A 23,495-nucleotide genomic window follows, 5' to 3' on the forward strand; every position below is an offset into this window, starting at 1 on the left:
TTTTAGCCTTCGTTCCCATAAAAGCTCAGTCCAGTATCTCGGTTCGCTTGCTTTTCCCGCTAGAGTCGCCGCCTTACACTCCTAAATATACGTGTTTCTTTATAGAATAACTATTTATGAAATTCATTCATCTAATTAAACTTAAAATTATTTTTGTTGCTATTAGATTGTCATGAACTAGGGTATTCTACTAGTGATAATTATCTAGGGAAACGTTATATTAGTGCGCTTACAAAAAGTTGTTGTAATACAGCTATTGATTGCAAATGATACAGTATAGGACAGAGCGGACAACTCTTTATTTTAAGGGAAATCTTCGTTTATAGCTGGAATATATGATTGACCGACGATATTTTATTCAGTATACTGAGTCCTAAGGATAAGTTGTACTAGTTAAAAAGTGATTTATTTTAATACAGTTGAAAGGGAGATGTGACAAATGGGTAACAAAAACAATAATATTTTTGATCCAAAACAAACGCTAACTGAAATCGAAGACAAGTTTGAAATGTTCCAAATTCTGAATGAAGAAGGCGAAATTGTTAATGAAGAGGCGGATCCAAAATTAGCAGACGAGGAGCTAGTAGAGTTAATGACGCGTATGGTATATACACGTATTTTAGACCAACGCTCTATCTCACTTAACCGTCAAGGGCGATTAGGCTTCTACGCACCGACTGCTGGTCAAGAAGCGTCACAACTTGCTTCTCATTTTGCCTTAGAAAAAGAAGACTGGATTTTACCAGGTTACCGTGATGTACCACAAATTGTTTGGCATGGTTTACCTTTAGAAAAAGCATTTTTATTCTCACGTGGACACTTTGCAGGGAATCAGGTTCCTGAAGGTGTAAACGTTTTAGCACCACAAATCATTATTGGTGCACAATATATTCAAGCTGCTGGGGTAGCGCTTGGTCTTAAAAAACGCGGTAAAAAAGCCGTTGCTGTAACATATACAGGTGATGGTGGATCATCACAAGGTGATTTCTATGAAGGCATTAACTTCGCTGGCGCATTTAAATCTCCAGCAATTTTCATTGTACAAAACAACCAATACGCAATTTCTACACCTCGTGAATTACAAACTGCAGCAAAAACGATTGCACAGAAAGGTGTAGCGGCTGGTGTGCCAAGTATTTTAGTAGATGGCATGGATGCTCTTGCAGTATATGTAGCTACACGTGATGCACGTGAGCGCGCAGTCAATGGTGAAGGCCCAACATTTATTGAAACAATGTGTTACCGCTATGGTCCACATACAATGGCAGGGGATGATCCAACACGTTACCGTACATCAGATACAGATAGCGAATGGGCACAAAAGGACCCGCTTGTACGTTTCCGTAAATACCTAGAAGCTAAAGGTCTGTGGGATGAGAAAAAAGAAGAGGCTGTCATAGAGCGTGCAAAAGAAGAGATTAAAGAAGCTATTAAAAAAGCTGATGCTGCTCCAAAACAAAAAGTAACAGAGTTAATGGAAAACATGTATAAAGGCGAAATGCCATCGAATTTAAAAGAACAGTATGAAATCTACAAAGAGAAGGAGTCGAAATAACCTATGGCACAAATGACGATGATTCAAGCAATTACAGATGCACTTCGCACAGAATTAAAGAACGATGAAAACGTTCTTGTATTCGGAGAAGATGTGGGTGTCAACGGTGGGGTATTCCGCGCAACTGAAGGCCTACAAAAAGAATTCGGTGTTGACCGAGTATTCGATACACCATTAGCAGAGTCTGGTATTGGTGGCCTAGCGATTGGTCTTTCTCTAGAAGGTTTCCGACCAGTTCCTGAAATTCAATTTTTTGGATTCGTTTATGAAGTAATGGATTCAATTAGTGGTCAATTAGCACGTATGAGCTACCGTAGTGGTGGTGTATACAACGCACCTGTAACAATCCGTTCACCATTTGGTGGTGGCGTACATACGCCAGAAATGCACTCAGATAGCTTAGAGAGCTTAATGACAGCGCAACCAGGATTAACTGTTGTTGTACCATCAACACCATACGATGCAAAAGGCTTACTCATTTCATCTATTCGTAATGATAATCCAGTTATTTTCTTAGAGCATTTAAAATTATATCGTTCGTTCCGTGAAGAGGTACCGGAGGAAGCATACACAATTCCACTAGGAAAAGCGGATGTAAAACGTGAAGGTAAAGATTTAACAATCGTTGCATATGGCCTCATGGTACATGAAAGCTTGAAGGCAGCAGAAGAACTAGAAAAAGAAGGTCACTCTGTCGAAGTTATTGACTTACGTACAATTCAGCCAATTGATATTGAAACAATCATTGCTTCAGTTGAAAAAACAGGTCGTGCAATTGTTGTTCAAGAAGCGCAAAAACAAGCAGGTATTGCTGCGAATGTTGTAGCTGAAATTACAGAGCGTGCAATTTTAAGCTTAGAAGCACCTGTACTTCGTGTAGCAGCACCAGATACTGTGTACCCATTCCCACAAGCAGAAGGTGTTTGGTTACCGAACTATAAAGATGTAATGGAAACAGCGAAAAAAGTTTTAACATTCTAATGTAACCTGCAAATTTGATGAAGAGCAAAGAGAAAGGATGGGTACACATGGCATTTGAATTCAGATTACCAGATATTGGCGAGGGTATTCACGAAGGAGAAATCGTTAAATGGTTCGTTAAAGCTGGGGATACAGTGAAAGAAGACGATATTCTTTGTGAAGTACAAAATGATAAAGCAGTCGTAGAGATTCCATCACCAGTTGAAGGTAAAGTAGAGGAAGTATTAGTAGGAGAAGGTACAGTAGCTGTTGTGGGCGATGTATTAATTCGTTTTGATGCTCCTGGTTACGAAGACTTAAAATTAAAAGGTGACGACCATGCAGAAGCGAAAACTGAGGCTCAAGTACAGGCAACTGCTGAAGCTGGTCAGGATGTAGCGAAAGCACCTGCTAAAGAAGAAACGCCAGTAAAAGAAGCGGCTTCTGTAAAAGAAGAAGCTACTGATAGTACTAAGCGTATTATTGCGATGCCTTCAGTACGAAAATTTGCACGTGATAATGATGTAAATATTCGTGAAGTTGCAGGTACAGGCAAAAATGGCCGTATTCTAAAAGGAGATATCGAGAATTTCTTAAATGGTGGTGGCGTAGCACAGGCTGAAGAAGCACCAATTGCAGCGGAAGAAGTAATTGCTCAACAAGAGCCAACTTCAGCGGCACCAGTGGTTCTTGAAGGTGATTTCCCTGAGACACGTGAAAAAATGTCTGGTATTCGAAAAGCGATTGCAAAAGCAATGGTACACTCGAAACAAACAGCTCCTCATGTTACACTTATGGATGAAGTCGATGTGACGGCACTTGTAGCACATCGTAAAAAATTCAAAGATATCGCTGCTGAAAAAGGTGTGAAATTAACGTACTTACCATACGTTGTAAAAGCGCTTATTTCTACTTTGCGCGAGTTCCCAGAATTTAACCGCTCATTAGATGATGCAACACAAGAAATTATTCAAAAGCATTACTACAATATTGGTATTGCGGCAGATACAGAAAAAGGCTTACTTGTTCCGGTCATTAAACATGCAGATCGCAAATCGGTATTTGCGGTATCAAATGAAATAAATGAACTAGCAACAAAAGCCCGTGATAGCAAGCTTGCTCCACATGAAATGAAAGGTGCATCAATGTCTATCACGAATATCGGTTCGGCAGGAGGACAATGGTTCACACCAGTTATTAATCATCCTGAAGTTGCAATTTTAGGAATTGGTCGAATTTCAGAGAAACCTGTAATAAAAAATGGTGAAATTGTAGCTGCACCTGTGTTAGCATTATCATTGAGCTTTGATCATCGTATGATCGATGGAGCCACTGCGCAAAATGCTTTAAATCACTTAAAGCGTTTGTTAAGTGAGCCAGAATTATTATTAATGGAGGCGTAACAAAAATGGTAGTAGGAGATTTCCCAATCGAAACAGATACTCTTGTCATTGGTTCAGGTCCTGGAGGATATGTAGCAGCAATTCGTGCAGCACAAACTGGCCAAAAAGTAACAATCGTTGAAAAGGATGTAATTGGTGGTGTGTGCTTAAACGTAGGTTGTATCCCATCAAAAGCATTAATTTCAGTAGGTCACCGTTTTGAACAAGCTAAGCATTCAGATGACATGGGTATCGTCGCTTCTGACGTGAAATTAGACTTCTCAAAAGCACAAGCATTTAAAGACAGCGTTGTTAAAAAATTAACTGGCGGTGTTGAAGGCTTACTTAAAGGCAATAAAGTTGAAATTGTACAAGGTGAAGCTTATTTTGTAGACGCTCATTCAGTGCGTATCATCAATGGTGAATCTGCTCAAACTTACACATTTAACAATGTGATTTTAGCAACAGGTTCTCGTCCAGTTGAAATTCCAACATTTAAATTTACTGATCGTGTACTAAACTCTTCAGGCGCACTTTCTTTACAAGAAGTACCTGGTAAATTAGTCGTTATCGGTGGAGGATATATTGGTACAGAGCTAGGCTCAGCTTATGCTAACCTTGGTTCACAAGTAACAATTATTGAAGGCGGCAAAGATATTTTAGCTGGCTTCGAAAAACAAATGACACAAATCGTGAAAAAAGGCCTTAAAAAGAAAGGCGTTGAAATGGAAGTAAACGCATCTGCAAAAGGCGTTGAAGAAACAGAAAACGGCGTAGTAGTAACATATGAAGTTGGCGGAGAAGAGAAAAAAGTTGAAGCTGATTACGTATTAGTTACTGTTGGTCGTCGTCCAAATACAGATGAAATGGGTCTTGCTGAAATCGGTATTGAATTCGGTGAACGCGGTCTTATTAATGTCGACAAACAATGTCGTACAAATATTCCGAACATCTATGCAATCGGTGATATCGTAGCGGGTCCTCAGCTTGCGCATAAAGCTTCTTATGAAGGTAAAATTGCTGCTGAAGCAATCGCTGGCGAAAAATCAATCGTGGATTATTTAGCTGTTCCTGCTGTATGCTTCACAGATCCAGAAATGGCGACTGTTGGTTACAATGAAGATCAAGCTAAAGCAGAAGGTATCGAGTATACTGCAGCGAAATTCCCATTCGCAGCAAATGGTCGTGCTCTTGCATTGAACCAAGCAGAAGGTTTCGTGAAGCTAGTAGCTCGTAAAGAAGACGGCTTATTAATTGGTGCTCAAATTGTTGGTGCTGGTGCATCAGATATGATCGCTGAAATGGGCTTAGCTATTGAAGGCGGCATGACTGCTGAAGATATTTCTCTAACTATTCATGCTCACCCAACACTAGGTGAAATCACAATGGAAACTGCTGAAGTTTTACTAGGCAACCCAATCCATATTTTAGCTAAAAAATAAGTTGAAACATTTGAAACGACTATAAAGCATGTTTGCTTTATAGTCGTTTTTTTGTATATTCCTTGTAATTTTGATACAGTTAATATAGAAAGAATATTCTAATAATACAGAGGTGATGATGAGATGGAATTAGGCTTAAAGGGCAAGGTGGCAATTATTACAGGTTCAAGTAAAGGCATCGGATATTATACTGCCATGCAGCTTGTCAAAGAAGGCGCTCAAGTTGTGTTGTGTGCACGTGGTGAAAAACAGCTACAAGTAGCAGCTGGTTGCATTAAAAACGAAACGGGCAAGGACGTTTTATTCGTACCGACTGATATTACGAAAGAAAAAGATTGTAAGAAGCTTATCGAGCGAACAGTAGCGCATTATGGGCGTATTGATATTGTCATTAATAACGCCGGCACAGCATCAGCCAATCCTTTTGAATCGGTTAGTAGTGAAGTATGGCAGGCAGATTTAGATTTAAAAGTGTTTGGAGCTATTAATTGTTCGAAATTTGCTGTGCCTCATATGCGTAAGGTTGGTGGGGGAGCCATTGTTAATGTAACAGCTGTCATGGCAAAAACGCCACCAGCAAGTTCGCTTCCGACTACTGTCAGTCGTGCAGCAGGGCTTGCTCTAACGAAGGCGATGAGCAAAGATTTAGGAAAAGATAATATCCGTGTAAACTCGGTTTGTATTGGGTTAATTCGCAGTGATCAAATTGAAAATCAATGGAAAAAAGAAGCATCGGAGTTATCATGGGGAGAATATTCTCAAAAGGTTGGCCAATCTATTCCTCTAGGGCGTGTTGGTGACACGCAGGAAGCAGCAAATGTTATTACTTTCTTAGTATCAGATGCCGCAAGCTATGTGACGGGAACGTCTGTTAATATCGATGGTGGTTCAGGTCACGCACTATAAATACATAAAGAGTGAAGAGAAATAAGTTCTCTCCACTCTTTTTATTCTTCTTCATTAATAATGACATTTTTACCACGCATTTTCATAAGTAGCGGTATGAGCAACCAAGACACTGCAACAACTAAAAATAGTAATGATAAAGGTTTTGTCATGAAAATTGAAAAATCCCCATTAGAGATAGTTAAAGCTCGACGCATATTATTTTCGATCATAGGTCCCAAGACAAGAGCAAGTACTAGAGGCGCTACTGGGTAGTCGTTTTTAGCAAATAGATAACCAAGTAGTCCACAAGCAAGTAATAAATATAAATCAAATGTTGTATATTGCACGGCATAAACACCGAAAAACGATATAGCGATAATGATTGGTAATAAATATTTTTTAGGCGTTTCAATTATTTTTGCAAAAATACGTACAAGCGGCATATTTAAAACTAATAACATTAAGTTACCAATAAACATACTTGCAATTAAACCCCAAGCAACCTCAGGATGCTCATCAAATAATAACGGACCTGGCTGAATATTGTACATAATGAGTGCACCCATTAAAATAGCGGTAGTACCAGAACCTGGAATACCTAAAGTTAGAAGTGGAATCATTGCACCACCCGATGCTGCATTGTTAGCTGATTCAGGTCCAGCTACACCAGCGATATGCCCTTTGCCGAATTTCTCTGGTGTCTTACTGAATTTTTTCTCGGTAATATAAGAAAAGAAAGAAGCAAGTGTTGCCCCTGCACCAGGTAAGACACCGATGAAAAACCCTAAAAATGAGCCGCGTGCAATCGGCACTGCACTATCTTTTAAATCTTGTTTTGTTGGTAAAATGCGCGTAATCTTTGCAATTTGACCATCATCACCGTCTTTTTCAAGTATCGTTTTGAATACTTCACCTAGGGCAAATAAACCGACGGCAATTGTCAAAAATTCAATTCCAGAAAACAACATTGGTTGACCAAAAGTAAAACGTTCGATACCTGATACTGCATCAATTCCGACTGTACCAAGCATTAAACCAAGCACCGTCATGATTAACGCTTTCGTAATCGAACGCCCAGCAAGTCCACTCACTGCGGCAAGACCTAGGAGCATTAATGAAAAATATTCAGCAGGACCGAATTTTAATGCCACACTGGATAATGGTTTGGCTAATAGTACAAGACCAAGTAATGCTATGATGCCTGCACAAAACGATCCAATTGCAGCAATAGCAAGAGCACTACCAGCACGACCTTGTTTCGCCATTTGATAACCATCGAGTGTTGTAACAACAGATGATGATTCACCAGGCGTATTTAACAGAATAGAAGTTGTTGAGCCACCGTACATAGCCCCGTAATATACGCCTGCAAGTAAAATGATAGAACTTGCAGCAGCAGCTTCAGTTGGTAATCCTGATGTAAGTGTTGCAGTAACTGGTATGAGCAAAGCAACCCCACTCATTGGACCAATTCCAGGAAGCACCCCAACTGCAGTTCCGATAATAACGCCGACAAAAGCAAATAATAGATTTTGCCATTGAAAAGCAACTGCGAAGCCGTCAGCTAAAAATTGCACTGTTGACATGTGTTCACTCCTTCACACTAAAAAGTAGGCAAACTAGGCAAAGAGCCACCTAGAATAACTGAAAATAAATAATAGATACCAACGGAGAAAGTGGCTGAAATAATAACAGAAACTACTATTTTTCCTCGTTCCATTGTTTGGAAGCCGATTAATAAAAAGATAAAAGTCGTAATCACGTAACCTACTATTTCAAGGAAAAATACATAGGCTATCGCGCTAACAAATAGGATGAAGAACTTTTTTATTTCAATGGGAAATGGATTCGAAGGCGATTTTGGACCTTTAGCTAATCTTGCCTTCACAGCTTGTCTCCATGTTTCATAAAAGAGCCGTAAGCTAAGTAACACTAGAATTATTCCCAAGCCTAATGGAAATGTTTTCGGTCCCACTGTAGAACCGTATGCGCTATCTGAAATTTGAGTTGCTTGTACGACAAATAAAATACCAATGATGAAAAATACAATACTCGAGATTTTATCGAAAGTTTGGCTCAACCGTTTTGCACCTCCTATCAAGAAAAGCGACGAAAAGAGTCGCTTTTCTTTCTTCATTTTTGCATACCTAGAGCTGTTAATAGCTCAACAATTGTCTCGTTTTGCTCATCTAAATATTTAGTGAATTCCTCTGCGTTGCGGTACTCACTTTGCCAGCCATTGCGTTCTACTTCAGATTTCCATTCATCTGTTTCAACCATTGCTTGCAATTTTTCAGACCAATATGTTACAGCATCTTCAGACATATTTTTTGGTCCAAAAATGCCGCGCCAAATTGTAAATTCTTCATCAATACCTGCTTCTTTAAAAGTTGGCACCTCAGCTAATTCACCTTCTAATCGCTCTGAAGAACTGACAGCTAGTACGCGAACATCACCTGATTTTACATAGGATGCTATGGTCGAGGCATCTGTTGCAATCACATCGGCATTACCACCTAAGAGTGCAGCAACAGCTTCACCACCCCCATCATAAGAAACGTATTTCACTGTTTTTAAATCGATTCCTGATTTGAATGCTGGAATAATACCTATCAGATGATCCATAGATCCTGGTGCAGAACCACCAGCTAGTGTTACATCTTGAGGAGTCGTTTTTAAGGCATTTATCACGTCATCGAGCGTTTGATAAGCCGAATCATTTTTAACCACAATGGCACCATAATCACGCGTTAATTGTGCTAAAGGTGTTGTATCCTTATAACCAAATTTACTGTTTCCTTCAGCTTTTTCATTATTAATCAAAATAGGTGGTGATTTTACCATTAGCATGTAATCATTTTTAGCTTCTTTAGTCGCAAAAGTAGCCATAAATACGGCGCCACCACCACCAGGTTTGTTTTCCACCTGTATTGGTTTTTCAATAAGTTTTGTATCATTCATCGTTTTAGAAATTGCTCGCGCTGTTAAATCCCAGCCACCGCCAGCGCCAGAAGGAGCAACAATTGTGATATTATTTTCCGGATAATTGCTTGCTTTCGTTTCTCCCGCGTCCCCAGCACTAGAAGAATCTGTTGAAGTGCAGCCTGCCAAGCCAGCTAATAAAAGTGTTGCTGCCGCAAATTTCGTCAATGTTTTCCACATAAGATATCCCCCTTGTAAAGAAAAATGGTAGCGCTGCAATTGCAAGCGCTACCATAAATTTACCGTAAATTTATCCAATGACAATATTATGATAATAATGTTAATTTGTTTCATTTTGTTCATAATGTTTATGAGTAATGAAGTATCTACGCTCAGGTCGTCCAACAGTACCATAAATAAGCTCAGTATGTGCTTGTTTTTGTGTAACGAGAAACTCTAAATAACGCCGAGCTGTAGAACGGCTGACCCCGATATTTTTTCCTAATCCCTCTGCAGTAGTACCATCCTCAATGGTAGTTAAATGATTAATGACATGATTCATTGTTGTTGGATCGATCCCCTTTGGTAATAATGATAATTCTATTTTTTCATTGGATGGTGCTTTTGGCCAGAGCTGTTGAATTTTTTCCTGCGTGAATTTTTCATCATTTTGTAGAATAAAGTGTTTCATGCGGTATTTTTCGACACTTTCTTTTAATTGCTCGAAAGTAAAAGGTTTTAAAATATAGTCCGTGACATTTTTTCGATAAGCTTCTTGCACAATATGTGCTTCTGTTGCCGCTGTAATCAAAATAATGTTGGTAAATGGCCGAATTGCTTGAATTTTATCAATCAAATCAATGCCAAGAATATCAGGTAAGTAAACATCCAATAAAATAAGGTGCGGTGAAAAAGACATGAGCCAGTCTAGTGCTTCTTCACCGGTATGTGCACAGGCAATTACATGAAATCCTTCAATTTTTTCTAAAAAACGACGATGCACGTCAGCAACACGTACATCATCCTCAATAATCAATACCTCAATATCTTGCATCTCCTACATTTCCCCCTTTGCTAATAGATGCAATGAATAATGCACCACTTAAATCTCCTTCTTCAAGAGCCAGTGTGCCGTTTAATTCATGAACACTTGAAATAACTTTACGTAAACCATATCCTCTAAATTTCGTATCTTTTGTGGAAATATTTTCTGAAAAGAGTACTTCTAGCTTTTCTTGTGCTAAGCCGTTACCTGAATCTTCAACCTCTATTATTATTTCTTGACCATTGTCAAAAACAAAAAGTCTAACAATTGGTGGGCGATCCTTATTTTTCTCAACTTCTTCAAAAGCATTTGTCAACAAATTACCCATTATGGAGATAATGAGACTTTTTTCGATGTTATCCGGCAACGTTTCTAAATAACTGTCTTCATCGAAAATAAGTTTGACTTTTAATTCGCGTGCCCGATTAAAGAACCCTATGATAAGTCCATTTAAAAATGGGTCTTTGACACGATTTGTGATGAACTGAGTTAATGAAGAATGCCCTTGTACTTCTTTATGAATAATAGATAATGCTTCATCTGAGGCATTCAATTGAATTAGCCCTGAAATCGTATAAAGAATATTGTTGAATTCATGCGTTTGTGCACGTAATGCTTCGGTATATTGCTTAACTTGAGATAATTCAATCGCCAGCTGGTCAATTTCTGACTGCAATCGAAAACTAGCAACAGCACCAACAATTTTCCCGTTCATCTTTATGGGCACGCGGTTCACAATTATTTCATTACCATTAATAATCATTGGTTTATCGTGTTGTTTTTTACCATAAGTAAGAACTTCAAGTAGGTGAGTATTTGGAACATGATATTCAATATTTTCTCCGATTACAGAATCTTTATCAGATAAATGTAAGATTTTAGCTGCAGCATTGTTCAGCGTTGTAATTTCACCTTTGTGATTAACAGTAATAATGGCTTCTCGTACAGATTCAATCAGTGCATTTTTTTCTGTGAAAAGATTGGCAATTTCATTAGGTTCGAGGTTGAACATTTGTTTTTTGATACTGCGAGATAAAAAAATGGAACCGACAATACCAATGATTAAGGCAAGCATCATAATATAAAAAATGTTGTCGAGATATTGCAAATATAAGTTGTCCAGCTCACTTGTTAAGTAGCCAATTGAAACGACACCGAGAATTGTCCCATCCGTGTCGAACACAGGGGCTTTACCTCGAATTGATTCACCCAAAGAGCCATTAGCAATGGATATATAGGATTCCCCATCTAATAATGCACGTGCATTGTCGTCACCAACCATAGGTTTGCCAATTCGTTCAGTAATGGGATGAGAGTATCGAATGCCATTTTCATTGCCAATAACTACGTATGCAGCATCTGTTGTATTCATAATATCGGTGCTGATTTTTTGAAGTACCTCCGTTGGATTGTCTGTTTTAAATGCAGCTAAAACATCCCCACGATTAGCAGTTGTTTCTGCCAAATAGAGTGCCCGTTTTCCCAATTGTGTTTGCAGTGCATCAGAAATTGTTAAATAAAATAGTAAGCCAGCAAAGACTACAATGATTAGAATAAAAAAACTACTATAGTAGGCAAATCGTGTTTGTAATTTTAATGGTTTTATAATAAGTGATCATCCCACTTCCTTCAATATTAAGAAAATTAAAAATAATAAATCTATATTAACAGCTATTATGTTATATAATCTATGGTTGTTCAAAAAAACTATAAAAAAGGGTGTGAAGGGATACTTAATTAATAGAGTTGTAGAGCATTTCATTATTTTTGTATAGAGAAATCACTAAAAAGAGACGTATGTTTGTAGATGATAGCTTGTTTAAATATTGTTTCTAATGTAGGTTTTTTTCTATTATTTTTCTAAAATTATAATAGACAGAAAATTTCTGCACATGTAGAATGAACGTGAGGGGGTGAAAAGTAGTAAATGTTGAACGAGAATTTTGTTGCGGTGTTAATGAGGGTTGTTCGAATTATTGTCCAGATTGGGATACTAAATATTTTTTATTACATGGGTGTTGGCATTGTGACTTTATTGCATTTGCCTCTTCCAGGGAGTGTAATTGGGTTACTACTATTAGCACTTTCACTCCATTTTAAAATCATTAAAGTTGAATACATTCAAGATGGTGCAGGTTTTTTAATTGGTATATTAACATTATTTTTTATCCCTGCAACAGTAGGGGTGATTGACTATCCTGAACTTTGGTCAAAGACTGGTCTACTAATTATTTTAGCTGTTATTGCTAGTACATTAGTTTCTATTTATATTACTGGGTTACTTAGTCAACTTATTGAGAGAAAAGAGGCTGCAAAAAAAGAAGCAATTGTAGAAGAAGGAGAGGGGGAATTAACCGTTGACTGAAATAATTGTCGTAGCGGGCACAATTACTTTATTCTTTTTATTGACAAAACTTTATCAACGTTTCCCGTATCCTTTAATGATTCCATTAGTAACTACAACATTACTTAGTATAGTCATTTTACTTGTTTTTGAAATTCCATATCCTACTTATATGGAGGGTGGAGAGTGGCTTCAAAAAATGTTAGGACCTGCTGTTGTAGCCCTTGCTTACCCGCTATACAATCAGCGTGCCATTATCATGAAGTACAAAATTTCGATTTTGTCGGGAATTGTCATTGCAATGGTAACAGGTTTAGTAACAGTTTTTGTGTTGTTAAAATGGATTGGGGTTAGTGAAAATTGGTTGTTAACGGCCTTACCTAAATCATTGACAACACCTGTCGGCATGCAAGTTAGTGAGACGATAGGGGGTATTCCTCCACTAACAGCTGTGTTTGTAATGATAGCAGGGTTTGTAGGAGCCATTATCGGACCATTTGTTATTAAATATGGCAAAATTGAATCAGCTGTCAGTCGAGGTGTTTCGGTAGGAAGTGCCTCACACGGCGTAGGACTTGTCAAATTGAAAGATTATGGAGAGCAGGAATTATCGGTCGGATCCTTGTCGATGGGCTTAACGGCGATCATAGGCGCATTTCTGTGCCCGCTCTTTGTCTATTTATTTATATAAAAAGGCTATATACAGAAGAAAATCTGTATACAGCCTTTTTTTAACTTTTTTCAATAATAAATTGAATGGTATGCGCAAGCCCTGTATGCAAAATACCTTCATTTCTTACTTGTTCACCTGTGAAAAAGTGTAAAATTTTATGTGATTGACACCAAGTAAGTACATCGATTGGATCATACAAATATTCAAGCTGTTGTGGGCCACCTGATGCGTAGGGCAGTTGATGTGTGGAATATAATTCCATCATTATTAGTCCGCCAGGTTTCACAGAATCTATAATGCGTTTAATAACTTCATGCTGATGTTCTACCCGAAAATGACCAAAGACCATGATGGCTGCATCGAAGAATTCCACTGGTAATTCATCTTGCAGTAAGTCAGTAAGCTTAGTTTCCACGATAACGTCATGTCTTTTCGCAAGTTGTTCAGTTTTCTGTAAACCACTTTGTGCATAATCAAAAGCAGTAACAGTATGTCCTTCGTTCGCTAAAAAGACGGCATTACGTCCTTCCCCCTCTGCATAAGCAGCTACGTTTGGATAGTTTTTCAGGTAATCTACATAATTTTTTATGAAGTTATTTGGTTGTTCACCGTATACATATTCTAATGTTTGAAATCGTTTATCCCAGGCATTCATGCAATCACTCCTTCATCTTTATTGTAGGTAAAGTGTTCAATAGATTCTAATGATTTGCTCAGCACTATATTTAGAAAATTGCAGTATGTTATTTTTTGTACGCTACTCAAATTTTAGGGGCAAGCAATAACTTCTAGTGAAAAATGCGAAGTAATTTTATGATTTATTTAATATTATAAAGTATGGAGGGTACGTACAATGAATTTAGAGGATCGTTTAAAACAATTGAGAGAGCAAACATCACTATACACAAGATGATGTTGCGGAATTTTTAAATATATCGAGACAATCCGTTTCCAAATGGGAATTAGGTAAAGGTTATCCAGACATTGAGAACCTTATAAGACTTAGCGATTTGTATGAAATTTCATTAGATAAGTTTATTAAGGGAGAAGAAAAATATCAAAAGAATAGCCATAATAACTCTAATCAGAAATCAGTTGGGGATTTTTTATGGAATTATTGGTGGCTTATTTTCCTAGTATTAGGTATGAAATTTTTCTGTTCTTAGCTACTTATTGAAAAGTAAAAATGACTAGAAGGGAATAGTCTTTTGTATAGTAGTTGAAATTAAAAATAAGCTGTCTCAAATTAGTTGAGACAGCTTATTCGTGTTTAAATGATAGCTCTGCGTTCTTTAATAACGCGAATCGTTTTTAAAGTAGAATCTTCTGGACCTTGAACTGGTAAACCAGCTTCGACATTCATTTGAATGTAACGAATATTTTCCTCAGTTATTATTTCCCCGGGAATAAAAATTGGAATACCAGGAGGATATACCATTATGAATTCAGCACAAATACAGTTATCTGCTTCGGCGAGTGGCACAACTTCTGTATCTGCATAAAAGGCATCACGAGGTGACATTGCAAGCGCTGGAATTTCTGGCACATTTACGACTGCTTCAGTAATAGCCGCTTCTGAATCAAAAGCTTTAGACATACGACTTAATGCATTCATCAGGAGGTTAATTTCCTTTTTCGTATCAGCAAGTGTCACAAGACATAAAATATTGTATAAGTCGGATAATTCTACTTCAATATTCGCGTTATGACGAAGCCATTCTTCAGCTTGGTGACCTGATATACCTAAATCTTTTACACTAATTAACAGTTTTAATGGATCCATATCAAATGTTGCAGATGAATGTAATTTTTCTTTCCCTGCACATTTTAAATGTGGAATTTGGTTAATGCGTTTACGAGCATCTTTTGCTAAACGAATCGCATCGCCAATTAGATCATAGCCGTGAATGGCTAGCTGACGACGTGCTGTATCCAGTGATGCAAGTAATGGATAAGATGTCGAAGTTGTTGTTAGCATCGAAAATACAGCTTGTACACGTTTTGCAGAGACAAGACCTTCACGCACATTTAAAATCGATGTTTGAGTCATGGAGCCACCAAGCTTATGTACGCTTGTCGCAGCCATATCAGCACCTGCTTCCATAGCGGAATAAGGTAGTTCATCATGAAATTTAATGTGAACACCATGTGCCTCATCAACAACAACTGGAATATTACGACTATGGACAATTTCAACAATACGTTTTAAATCTGCTGAGAAGCCATAGTATGTTGGGTTAATAACAAGAACAGCCTTTGCATCTGGGTAAGCATTTAATGCTTTTTCTACAGCCTCTGCCGAAATACCGTGAGAAATACCATACTCGCTATCCACCTCAGGATGAATAAAAATTGGAATAGCACCAGCGAAAACAATCGCTGACATTATGGATTTATGAACATTCCGTGGTACTAGAATCTTATCACCTGGACCGACGACGGTCAAAATCATCGTCATAATGGCGCCACTAGTACCTTGAACGGAAAAGAATGTATGATCAGCACCAAAGGCTTCTGCAGCAAGTACTTGTGCTTCTTTGATCGCACCCTTTGGTGAATGTAAATCGTCTAGTGGAGCAATATTAATTAAATCGATTGATAAAACGTTGTCGCCGACGAATTCTCGGAAAGCTGGATCCATTCCGTGCCCTTTCTTATGGCCTGGAATATGGAACTGAATTGGATGTCTGTTCCGATGTTTTAATAATACGTCGAACAATGGAGTCTCTAATTGTGACAACGCAGGTACCACCTCACTTTTATAATATCTAAGAAAACAAATGAATTATAGCACCTAACGACATGAAAAAATAGACTTTAATAAAAAAATAAAGGGATTTTTTGATGATTTCGAGAAGATAGTAGCGTATGAAAGGGGAGATTTGATGAATTGGGATACACGTGTCACAAAACTTTTGAAAGTTAAATACCCAATTATTCAGGGGGGATTAGCTTATTTAGCCTATGCTGATTTAGCAGCGGCAGTGTCGAATGCTGGAGGACTTGGACAAATAACTGCCATGAGTTTGCATGACGCTGACTTATTACGTGCAGAAATTCATAAGGTACGAACATTAACTGATAAGCCATTTGGTGTGAATTTTGCGATTGGCATGCATGGTACTGGCTATGAGGATATGGTACGTGTTGCAGTCGAGGAAAAGGTACCTGTTGTGACCATGACGGGTGGCAATCCTGCACCAATATTTGATTTACTTGCAGGAACAGATATCAAGAAACTAGTACTTGTTGCAGCACGTAGACAAGCTCAAAAGGCTGAAGAGCTTGGCGCTGATGCAGTTATGGTTGTAGGACAAGAAGGTGGTGGTCATCTTGGACGAGATGATATCGGTACGATGGTGCTCGTACCACAAGTTGTGGATAGCGTAAAAATTCCTGTCATTGCCTCTGGTGGTATTGGTGATGGGCGTGGCTGGATGGCTGCACATTCACTTGGTGCTGAGGGAATAGAAATGGGTACACGGTTTATCGCAACAAAAGAATGTATTGATGCATCAGCAGCTTATAAAGAGGCACTACTAGCAAGCTCTGAAGCAGATACAACTGTTATTAAACGCTCCATTGGTGCACCAGCTCGAGCGTTACGTAGTGAATTTACAGAGAAAATTTTAGAAATTGAACGAACAACACCTACTTATGAAGCATTGAAAGATTATATCAGCGGTAAGGCGAATAAACGCTTTATCTATGATGGTGACAAGGATGCTGGCATTGGTTGGGCAGGGCAAGTTACTGGTATGATTCACGATATTCCAACAGTAGATGCGCTTATAACACGAATGGTTGCAGAAGCGGAAAGTATCCGGGTAAAATGGGGACAGTAACGTAAAGGTGGTAATGTCCAAATGGAATATTCTTATCCGTTTTCAATTGATTGGTCGACTGAAGAAATTGTTGATGTTATTAAATTTTTTGAAGGCATCGAGCAGGCCTACGAAAAGGGCATTAAACGCGAAGTGATGATGGCGAAATATCGTCGCTTTAAAGAGATTGTACCTTCGCAGGCAGAGGAAAAAACAATTTTTCGTGAATTTGAAGATGCTAGTGGCTATGTGAGTTATCCAGTCATAAAGCAAACAAAAGAGACAGCAGATGGTACAGTCATAAAGGTTTTACCGAAGCAACGACGTTAAAAAAGTGTGGATGTGAGAAATACTCACGTCCACACTTTTTTCTTGCCACCCATGCAGCTATTCTTCTTACGGAAGTTGGCTTTGTAAGTGACTTATTTGGTATGCATTAACAAGTAATAATCAGTGTTAAATATCAACCTGTTGCATAAAATACATCAATATTGACATGGTGAAAGCTTGCCTCAGATGAACGCATCGCAGTCGTAATTAGAAAATGAAGAACTAATAATGTCACATAAGTTCTCATGTCTTACCACCTGTAATGGTTATGTTCAATCCTCTAATACGCTGATTGATTTGTAGGTTTTTAAGCCATGTAGCTTGCTAAAAGCACCTTTTAACTTTGAGCTTCTAACCACATACAATACCGTATGTAGGAGGGGGTAATTCAACCTCGCTAAGGTTCTACCATCATTCGAGATGATGGTGTTTTTTGTATCCATATATTAATTGTGACATTAAACAAAGAAAAATATAGATAATTGTTTCTGTTTTTTATAGTATGCGTCAAAAAAATTATTTTCCTACAATGATGTTGTAGACCGGCAGTAAGCTATTGAAAGTTTCTTCTGCTAATTTATGAAATTCACTGGAAGACAATTTAACGGCTTCTTCACGTGGAATATGTCGGCCGACTAAAAACTCGCCTTTTTTAACATCACGTAGTCGAATAAGTAATTCCTCCAGTTTCTCTTCTTTTGCATCTTGCATGGAAAAAGCCAATGGGGACATATGGTCACCAGAAATAATAAAATCGTTCGGAAGCTGTTGTAACAATGATTTTTTTGCTAGCAGTCGTTGTGCCATCACATTTTTTTGCGGTGCTTCATAAATAATGGCTAATACGATGAATAAATGTGAGCTCCAAAGACCAATCTGAAAGTGAGGCAATGCTTTATAACCTCTTTTGTATGGAGCGAAGGCAACCCAACTATCTTTTGGCGGATTGACTGTTCGTCGAGCATGTTTAGCAACATGAGGGAAAAATTCTTCTCCGAGCTGGCCAGAAAAGAAAGTGGAAAAATCTTCCCCAAGTTCATTGAATTTTGGTCGTACACAAGTATTTAAAGCATCCATCCTTTGTTCTAAACCATTTATTTGAAAAACATTGAAATCTTTATTAGTCCATTTTAGTTTCGGCATTTTTGATAACTCCTGTCGATTATAAGGTTTATTTTATTAAGAAAATGGGAAAAAATCTTATAACAAGTACTTTAACGAAATCTGATAAGGTTTTGTAACAAAATAAAAAAAGGACGTGATTTTTATGAAACAGATCGTAAAAATTATACGAAAAGTTGATATTGAAAAGCAATATGAACGCATTTTACAATTAGAATTAGATTATGAACTAGCCTCTTTATTCTCTGCAATGAATGAAAAAAATGAGCTAGAAATTGAAAAAAGTAAAAAACGCCTGATTGAAATCCAGATGGAGCTTGAAAGTTTGCACGCCTATGCGTAAAAAAAAAATTATACCCATTTAAAAATCACTTGCTGAATATTCCGACAGCAGGTGATTTTTGTCTTTATAAAGAGTAAAATAGACAATATATCATAATAGAAAATGTATTACGTAAGACTTCTATTTTAGAGAAGTTACTGTTTAGCGCTAATTGATGTCACATGTTTACATTAAACGTTGTCTATTCCCTTGGTTAAAACTTGATGTACTTACCTACACTTTGGCTGTAAGTCGTACAAGTTGTATGGTAAACGTAAGAGACAATATAGATCTTTATGATCGGCATTGAGACCTATCAATGAAGGCATGGCTCAATTTTTCGCGTGTAAGACAAGACAGTAGCAATGATGATGTAACGATATAACGGTTATGCGGATGAGCGTGAATGCGCTTTTCTTATATTCGAAGGGTGGGTTATTATGAGTTTACAACGAATCGATGAATTTGCGAAAAGTATTATTTTTGAAGCGGGTAAACGCATTAGAAATGCATTTTCGTACAATTTAGTTATCGAAACAAAATCTAATGCAAATGATCTTGTTACAAATATTGACCGTGAAACAGAATTGTTTTTCATAGAAAAAATTAAAGCGTTCGACCCGACCCATAAAATCTTAGGAGAAGAGGGAATGGGTGAAAAAGTCGAATCGTTAGATGGTATTGTTTGGATTATTGATCCAATTGATGGCACTATGAATTTTGTCAAGCAACACCGTCACTTTATGATATCAATAGGGATATTTATTGATGGTATTGGTAAGCTTGGTTACATATTCGATGTTATGCGTGAAGACCTATTCTATGCAATTGCTGGCGAGGGAGCTTGGTACAATGATTCTCCACTACGTAAATTGCAGTCAGTTACAATTGAAGAGTCCGTGATTGGTATTAATGCAAGTTGGGTTGCGCCAAATCGACATATCCATCATGAAAAAGTTATTGACTTGATAAGAAAAGTTCGTGGTACACGTTCCTATGGCTCGGCAGCAATGGAAATCGCTTTTGTTGTTAGTGGTAAGCTAGACGCCTATGTATCCATGCGTTTGTCTCCTTGGGATATCGGTGCTGGTACAATTATTGCTAACGAAGTTGGGGCCATTGCAACGAATTTACATGGCGAAGGTTTTGATTTCCTACATCAAGATACTTTTATTATAGCTAATCCGTCTATCCACAAAGAGTTATTAGAAAAATATATCGTGCCTTATCGCTAAGAAAGGAGCTGTCCACTATGTGGACAGCTCCTTTCAGACTGTAGAAAACTCAAAAAATCTATAGTCTTTTTTCTTTTAAAATAGAAGTACTATATGAATTCGTTGATTTCCACTACGCTCCTGCGGGGCCTTTTGCTCATGCTATTCCCGCAGAAGTCGCCGCCTGCGCTCCAATCAACTCGTGTACGTCTATAAATGATGGAGGCGATGGACAGGATGACGAACAATAGTAATAATGAACGAGATTAATTAGAAATGCTGACATCAGTAAATTATTGAAAGTCTTATTGGGGCGCTTCAAGTGGAAGAAGCCAATCATTTACGTCATCAAAATGACATGAAACAAATCTATGCACGTCGAAAAGAAATGATTGAACGAGTATTTGCGAGAAAAGCATGGTATGCGTTGGACAACCTTATGAGGGATTAAAAAATGTTCATGTAGGCGATGCTTACCTTATTAAGAAGCTAGCTTATTGGACATGACAAAGTCCAATAATGGCAGTGAATAGTTGCTCGTAGCGTACTACTCTCGTTAATAGGGGCTATTTGTAACGAATATTTCTGATAAAATGTCAAAAGGTATTCGGAATAATAACATTCCGAATACCTTTTCCAGATAGCATAACTAACATATTTTAGATAACAAATGTAAGTCTTCATTGGCACATTTGTTTTTACATTAAAGTAAACCTTGTTCACGTAGTTTACGTTTCATTTTAAAGGCTGTCATGAAAATGACACAAGTAGCCACAATGCCTGCTAAAATGCCAAATCCACTACCAGCTGCCACAGAATACCCGATAGCACACATTGCGAGTATAGCCGCTAATGCGTAAATAGCCATTACGAATTTTGCACGATTCATAGCCAAGCCTCCTATTTTATTATAAATTTTTTGAGTCAAAAATATTTTTTTAGAATGATAGAAATTCTAATAAGGACATTCACGTCCTTCTTGTGCTATAATATCACAGTTAAACATATGAAAAAAGAATATGGAGTGGAATAATGACAAACTTACGTCAAGATCTTCGCAATATCGCAATTATCGCCCACGTTGACCATGGTAAAACTACTTTAGTCGACCAATTATTAAAACAATCAGGTACATTCCGTTCAAACGAACGTGTTGAAGAACGTGCAATGGACTCTAATGATATTGAACGCGAACGCGGTATTACGATTTTAGCTAAAAATACAGCAGTAAATTATGAAGGAACTCGTATCAACATCCTTGATACGCCTGGACACGCTGACTTCGGTGGTGAGGTAGAACGCATTTTAAAAATGGTAGACGGCGTTTTACTAGTTGTCGATGCGTATGAAGGTTGTATGCCTCAAACACGTTTCGTACTGAAAAAAGCATTAGAACAACGTTTAACACCAATCGTTGTTGTTAACAAAGTAGACAAAGATTCAGCTCGCCCACTAGAGGTAGTAGATGAAGTGCTTGAATTATTCATCGAGTTAGGTGCAGATGAAGACCAATTAGACTTCCCAGTCGTTTATGCTTCAGGTGTAAATGGTACAGCTTCATTAGACGCTGATCCATCTAAACAAGAAGAAAATATGAAATGTCTATTCGAAAAAGTTATCGAATCTATTCCAGCACCAATTGATAACTCGGAAGACCCATTACAATTCCAAGTAGCTTTACTTGACTATAATGACTTCGTTGGACGTATCGGTATTGGTCGCGTATTCCGTGGAACAATTTCTGTAGGTCAACAAGTTGCACTGATGAAATTAGACGGTACAGTGAAAAACTTCCGTGTAACGAAAATCTTTGGTTTCTTCGGCTTAAAACGTGAAGAAGTAGAGACAGCAAAAGCTGGTGATTTAATCGCCGTTTCAGGTATGGAAGACATCAACGTAGGTGAAACAGTTTGTCCTGTTGAACATCAAGAAGCGCTTACGCCTTTACGTATTGATGAGCCAACGTTACAAATGACTTTCTTAGTAAACAATTCTCCATTCGCAGGCCGTGAAGGGAAATGGGTTACTTCTCGTAAAGTTGAAGAGCGTTTACGTGCTCAATTGCAAACGGACGTTTCTTTACGTGTTGAAGACACTGATTCTCCAGATGCTTGGACAGTTTCAGGCCGTGGGGAACTTCACTTATCTATCCTAATCGAAAATATGCGTCGTGAAGGCTTCGAATTACAAGTGTCTAAACCACAAGTAATCGTGCGTGAAATCGACGGCGTAAAATGTGAACCATTTGAACGCGTTCAAATCGATGTTCCGGAAGAAAATGTTGGTTCAATTATAGAATCAATTGGTACACGTAAAGGTGAAATGCTTGATATGGTGAACAACGGCAGTGGCCAAGTTCGTTTAACGTTCTTAGTACCAGCTCGTGGATTAATCGGTTATACAACTGAATTCATGTCGATGACAAAAGGTTTTGGTATTATCAACCATACATTCGATTGCTACCAACCGTTATTACCAGGTAAAATCGGTGGCCGTCACCAAGGTGTATTAGTTTCAATGGAAACTGGTAAATCAACAACTTATGGTATGATGCAAATTGAAGACCGTGGTACACTATTCTTAGAGCCAGGTACAGATATTTACGAAGGTATGATTGTTGGTGAAAATACTCGTGATGCTGATATCACTGTAAACATCACAAAAATGAAACAAAAAACAAACATCCGTTCGGCCAACAAAGACCAAACGAATGTTATTAAAAAACCACGTATCTTATCTCTAGAAGAAGCACTTGAATACTTGGGTGATGACGAGTACTTAGAAATCACACCAGAATCTATTCGCCTTCGTAAACAAATTCTAGATAAAAACGAACGTGAGAAAGCAGCGAAAAAATTACGTAACGCAGATCAATAATTTTCCGCTGACATGAAAGGAAGAGGAGTCTTGGATATAAAGTCCGCTTTATTGGGTGAACTCAATGTTATTCAAGTTGCTGCATCAACAAATGCAGAGGAAACAACAAGGGTTTATGAGAGAATGGCCGGTATAACAAGATTTTTATATGAAAATTTACCGAGCTATGAAATTGCAGGCTATGTTGTATTTCTTCTGGTATTTGTACTTTCCGCAATTGTCTATAAATTAGGCTTTGCAAAGAAGTTAAAGCTATCTCAAAATATTGTCATTTATGCGTTCTTATTTGTAGGATGTATTATGTTGACATTTTTCGCGTTATTCCTACCTATGATTGAAGGTCTCATCGTAGCGGCGTTAATTTTGATTGTGTACAAAACACGTATGTGGCGTGAAAAAAGAGAAGAGCAACAAGCTGCCAATCAATGATGGTAGCTTGGCTCCTATACCGTGAAACTTTAATTTAGTTTTTGTGGAATGAAACAGTCTTAGCATTTATTTGCTAAGGCTGTTTTTTTGTATAGAAGAAAATATTAATAACTAGAGAGAACATCAACTCGACCCTTTTTTGCTAGAGTTGTATATTTCTAACCTA

Annotated in this window: 23 protein-coding genes and 1 pseudogene; 15 read left to right on the top strand and 9 right to left on the bottom strand. The window is 37.8% G+C overall.

Going from position 1 to position 23,495, the window contains the following annotated elements; translation table 11 throughout:
- Positions 1-439 precede the first annotated feature (439 nt).
- The 5 genes from pdhA to H131_RS06370 all read left to right on the top strand — a co-directional run bounded on the left by pdhA (position 440) and on the right by H131_RS06370 (position 6,245).
- Positions 440-1,555, top strand: coding sequence for a pyruvate dehydrogenase (acetyl-transferring) E1 component subunit alpha (gene pdhA / locus H131_RS06350; RefSeq protein ID WP_010858260.1), 1,116 nt, complete (start codon positions 440-442; stop codon positions 1,553-1,555).
- 3 nt (positions 1,556-1,558) lie between these two features.
- Positions 1,559-2,536, top strand: coding sequence for an alpha-ketoacid dehydrogenase subunit beta (locus tag H131_RS06355; protein WP_010858261.1), 978 nt, complete (start codon positions 1,559-1,561; stop codon positions 2,534-2,536).
- A gap of 47 nt (positions 2,537-2,583) precedes the next feature.
- The gene (locus tag H131_RS06360) at positions 2,584-3,918 is read left to right on the top strand and encodes a dihydrolipoamide acetyltransferase family protein (RefSeq protein ID WP_010858262.1); all 1,335 of its coding nucleotides are present in this window, start codon (positions 2,584-2,586) and stop codon (positions 3,916-3,918) included.
- Between the two features lie 5 nt (positions 3,919-3,923).
- Positions 3,924-5,339, top strand: coding sequence for a dihydrolipoyl dehydrogenase (lpdA, locus tag H131_RS06365; protein WP_010858263.1), 1,416 nt, complete (start codon positions 3,924-3,926; stop codon positions 5,337-5,339).
- Positions 5,340-5,462: 123 nt separating this feature from the next.
- Positions 5,463-6,245 (top strand): SDR family NAD(P)-dependent oxidoreductase, encoded by a 783-nt coding sequence (locus tag H131_RS06370; RefSeq protein WP_010858264.1) that lies wholly within the window; start codon positions 5,463-5,465, stop codon positions 6,243-6,245.
- Between the two features lie 41 nt (positions 6,246-6,286).
- On the opposite strand, the gene H131_RS06375 is transcribed toward H131_RS06370, so the two are convergent.
- The 5 genes from H131_RS06375 to H131_RS06395 form a co-directional block, all read right to left on the bottom strand.
- A complete protein-coding gene (locus H131_RS06375; RefSeq protein WP_010858265.1) occupies positions 6,287-7,813 on the bottom strand; it encodes a tripartite tricarboxylate transporter permease in 1,527 nt (508 codons plus the stop codon).
- Positions 7,814-7,830: 17 nt separating this feature from the next.
- Positions 7,831-8,307 (bottom strand): tripartite tricarboxylate transporter TctB family protein, encoded by a 477-nt coding sequence (locus tag H131_RS06380; protein WP_010858266.1) that lies wholly within the window; start codon positions 8,305-8,307, stop codon positions 7,831-7,833.
- Between the two features lie 53 nt (positions 8,308-8,360).
- Positions 8,361-9,389, bottom strand: coding sequence for a tripartite tricarboxylate transporter substrate binding protein (locus H131_RS06385; RefSeq protein WP_010858267.1), 1,029 nt, complete (start codon positions 9,387-9,389; stop codon positions 8,361-8,363).
- A gap of 100 nt (positions 9,390-9,489) precedes the next feature.
- Positions 9,490-10,203 carry a response regulator gene (locus tag H131_RS06390; RefSeq protein ID WP_010858268.1) on the bottom strand — a complete coding sequence of 238 codons (714 nt, stop codon included), beginning with the start codon at positions 10,201-10,203 and terminating at the stop codon, positions 9,490-9,492.
- Positions 10,190-11,803: an ATP-binding protein gene (locus H131_RS06395; RefSeq protein WP_419185160.1), complete on the bottom strand. Its 1,614-nt coding sequence runs from the start codon at positions 11,801-11,803 to the stop codon at positions 10,190-10,192. The genes H131_RS06390 and H131_RS06395 overlap by 14 nt, the downstream gene beginning before the upstream one ends.
- Positions 11,804-12,121: 318 nt before the next feature.
- Here H131_RS06395 and H131_RS06400 point away from each other — a divergent pair, with 318 nt between their 5' ends.
- Together H131_RS06400 and H131_RS06405 are read left to right on the top strand one after the other, a co-directional pair.
- Complete coding sequence (locus tag H131_RS06400) at positions 12,122-12,559, top strand: CidA/LrgA family protein (RefSeq protein WP_010858270.1); 438 nt, start codon at positions 12,122-12,124, stop codon at positions 12,557-12,559.
- Complete coding sequence (locus tag H131_RS06405) at positions 12,552-13,229, top strand: LrgB family protein (protein ID WP_010858271.1); 678 nt, start codon at positions 12,552-12,554, stop codon at positions 13,227-13,229. Before H131_RS06400 ends, H131_RS06405 begins: the two co-directional genes overlap by 8 nt.
- 40 nt (positions 13,230-13,269) lie before the next feature.
- On the opposite strand, the gene H131_RS06410 is transcribed toward H131_RS06405, so the two are convergent.
- Positions 13,270-13,866: a class I SAM-dependent methyltransferase gene (locus H131_RS06410; RefSeq protein ID WP_010858272.1), complete on the bottom strand. Its 597-nt coding sequence runs from the start codon at positions 13,864-13,866 to the stop codon at positions 13,270-13,272.
- Positions 13,867-14,143: 277 nt separating this feature from the next.
- On the opposite strand from H131_RS06410, the gene H131_RS23500 reads away from it, so the two are divergent.
- Positions 14,144-14,377, top strand: a complete 234-nt coding sequence (locus H131_RS23500; protein ID WP_230491880.1) for a helix-turn-helix domain-containing protein — start codon at positions 14,144-14,146, stop codon at positions 14,375-14,377.
- A gap of 104 nt (positions 14,378-14,481) precedes the next feature.
- Here the strand turns inward: H131_RS23500 and H131_RS06415 are convergent, their stop codons facing one another.
- Positions 14,482-15,951 carry an aminotransferase class I/II-fold pyridoxal phosphate-dependent enzyme gene (locus H131_RS06415; RefSeq protein WP_010858273.1) on the bottom strand — a complete coding sequence of 490 codons (1,470 nt, stop codon included), beginning with the start codon at positions 15,949-15,951 and terminating at the stop codon, positions 14,482-14,484.
- 145 nt (positions 15,952-16,096) lie between these two features.
- Between H131_RS06415 and H131_RS06420 the strand changes: the two genes are divergently transcribed.
- Positions 16,097-17,056, top strand: a complete 960-nt coding sequence (locus tag H131_RS06420; RefSeq protein ID WP_010858274.1) for an NAD(P)H-dependent flavin oxidoreductase — start codon at positions 16,097-16,099, stop codon at positions 17,054-17,056.
- Between the two features lie 21 nt (positions 17,057-17,077).
- The gene (locus tag H131_RS06425; RefSeq protein ID WP_010858275.1) at positions 17,078-17,365 is read left to right on the top strand and encodes a UPF0223 family protein; all 288 of its coding nucleotides are present in this window, start codon (positions 17,078-17,080) and stop codon (positions 17,363-17,365) included.
- 516 nt (positions 17,366-17,881) lie between these two features.
- Here H131_RS06425 and H131_RS06430 read toward each other — a convergent pair.
- Entirely contained in the window at positions 17,882-18,508 is a 627-nt protein-coding gene (locus tag H131_RS06430; protein WP_010858276.1) for a YktB family protein, read from the bottom strand.
- Positions 18,509-18,632: 124 nt separating this feature from the next.
- On the opposite strand from H131_RS06430, the gene H131_RS06435 reads away from it, so the two are divergent.
- The 3 genes and pseudogenes from H131_RS06435 to H131_RS25830 all read left to right on the top strand — a co-directional run.
- On the top strand, positions 18,633-18,830 hold the full coding sequence (locus H131_RS06435; RefSeq protein WP_010858277.1) for a hypothetical protein: 198 nt from the start codon (positions 18,633-18,635) through the stop codon (positions 18,828-18,830).
- A gap of 419 nt (positions 18,831-19,249) precedes the next feature.
- Positions 19,250-20,044 (top strand): inositol monophosphatase family protein, encoded by a 795-nt coding sequence (locus H131_RS06440; RefSeq protein ID WP_010858278.1) that lies wholly within the window; start codon positions 19,250-19,252, stop codon positions 20,042-20,044.
- A 301-nt stretch (positions 20,045-20,345) separates the two neighbouring features.
- Positions 20,346-20,530 (top strand): annotated as a pseudogene (locus H131_RS25830) (transposase); the annotation flags it as partial.
- A 196-nt stretch (positions 20,531-20,726) separates the two neighbouring features.
- Here the strand turns inward: H131_RS25830 and H131_RS06445 are convergent.
- Positions 20,727-20,912: a DUF5325 family protein gene (locus tag H131_RS06445; protein WP_010858280.1), complete on the bottom strand. Its 186-nt coding sequence runs from the start codon at positions 20,910-20,912 to the stop codon at positions 20,727-20,729.
- A 143-nt stretch (positions 20,913-21,055) separates the two neighbouring features.
- Here H131_RS06445 and typA point away from each other — a divergent pair, with 143 nt between their 5' ends.
- Complete coding sequence (typA, locus tag H131_RS06450) at positions 21,056-22,900, top strand: translational GTPase TypA (protein WP_010858281.1); 1,845 nt, start codon at positions 21,056-21,058, stop codon at positions 22,898-22,900.
- A gap of 30 nt (positions 22,901-22,930) precedes the next feature.
- The gene (locus H131_RS06455; protein ID WP_010858282.1) at positions 22,931-23,329 is read left to right on the top strand and encodes a YlaH-like family protein; all 399 of its coding nucleotides are present in this window, start codon (positions 22,931-22,933) and stop codon (positions 23,327-23,329) included.
- The last annotated feature ends 166 nt before the right edge of the window (positions 23,330-23,495 follow it).

Origin of the sequence: Lysinibacillus sphaericus OT4b.31, assembly GCF_000392615.1 — a bacterium.
Classification (GTDB): domain Bacteria; phylum Bacillota; class Bacilli; order Bacillales_A; family Planococcaceae; genus Lysinibacillus; species Lysinibacillus sphaericus_B.

Excerpts from the sequence above, each read along its gene's own strand:
- pdhA (WP_010858260.1), top strand. The coding sequence starts at position 440 with ATGGGTAACAAAAACAATAATATTTTTGATCCAAAACAAACGCTAACT.
- H131_RS06355 (WP_010858261.1), top strand. The coding sequence starts at position 1,559 with ATGGCACAAATGACGATGATTCAAGCAATTACAGATGCACTTCGCACA.
- H131_RS06360 (WP_010858262.1), top strand. The coding sequence starts at position 2,584 with ATGGCATTTGAATTCAGATTACCAGATATTGGCGAGGGTATTCACGAA.
- lpdA (WP_010858263.1), top strand. The coding sequence starts at position 3,924 with ATGGTAGTAGGAGATTTCCCAATCGAAACAGATACTCTTGTCATTGGT.
- H131_RS06370 (WP_010858264.1), top strand. The coding sequence starts at position 5,463 with ATGGAATTAGGCTTAAAGGGCAAGGTGGCAATTATTACAGGTTCAAGT.
- H131_RS06375 (WP_010858265.1), bottom strand. The coding sequence starts at position 7,813 with ATGTCAACAGTGCAATTTTTAGCTGACGGCTTCGCAGTTGCTTTTCAA.
- H131_RS06385 (WP_010858267.1), bottom strand. The coding sequence starts at position 9,389 with ATGTGGAAAACATTGACGAAATTTGCGGCAGCAACACTTTTATTAGCT.
- H131_RS06390 (WP_010858268.1), bottom strand. The coding sequence starts at position 10,203 with ATGCAAGATATTGAGGTATTGATTATTGAGGATGATGTACGTGTTGCT.
- H131_RS06400 (WP_010858270.1), top strand. The coding sequence starts at position 12,122 with ATGTTGAACGAGAATTTTGTTGCGGTGTTAATGAGGGTTGTTCGAATT.
- H131_RS06410 (WP_010858272.1), bottom strand. The coding sequence starts at position 13,866 with ATGAATGCCTGGGATAAACGATTTCAAACATTAGAATATGTATACGGT.
- H131_RS06420 (WP_010858274.1), top strand. The coding sequence starts at position 16,097 with ATGAATTGGGATACACGTGTCACAAAACTTTTGAAAGTTAAATACCCA.
- H131_RS06425 (WP_010858275.1), top strand. The coding sequence starts at position 17,078 with ATGGAATATTCTTATCCGTTTTCAATTGATTGGTCGACTGAAGAAATT.
- H131_RS06430 (WP_010858276.1), bottom strand. The coding sequence starts at position 18,508 with ATGCCGAAACTAAAATGGACTAATAAAGATTTCAATGTTTTTCAAATA.
- H131_RS06435 (WP_010858277.1), top strand. The coding sequence starts at position 18,633 with ATGAAACAGATCGTAAAAATTATACGAAAAGTTGATATTGAAAAGCAA.
- H131_RS06440 (WP_010858278.1), top strand. The coding sequence starts at position 19,250 with ATGAGTTTACAACGAATCGATGAATTTGCGAAAAGTATTATTTTTGAA.
- H131_RS06445 (WP_010858280.1), bottom strand. The coding sequence starts at position 20,912 with ATGAATCGTGCAAAATTCGTAATGGCTATTTACGCATTAGCGGCTATA.
- typA (WP_010858281.1), top strand. The coding sequence starts at position 21,056 with ATGACAAACTTACGTCAAGATCTTCGCAATATCGCAATTATCGCCCAC.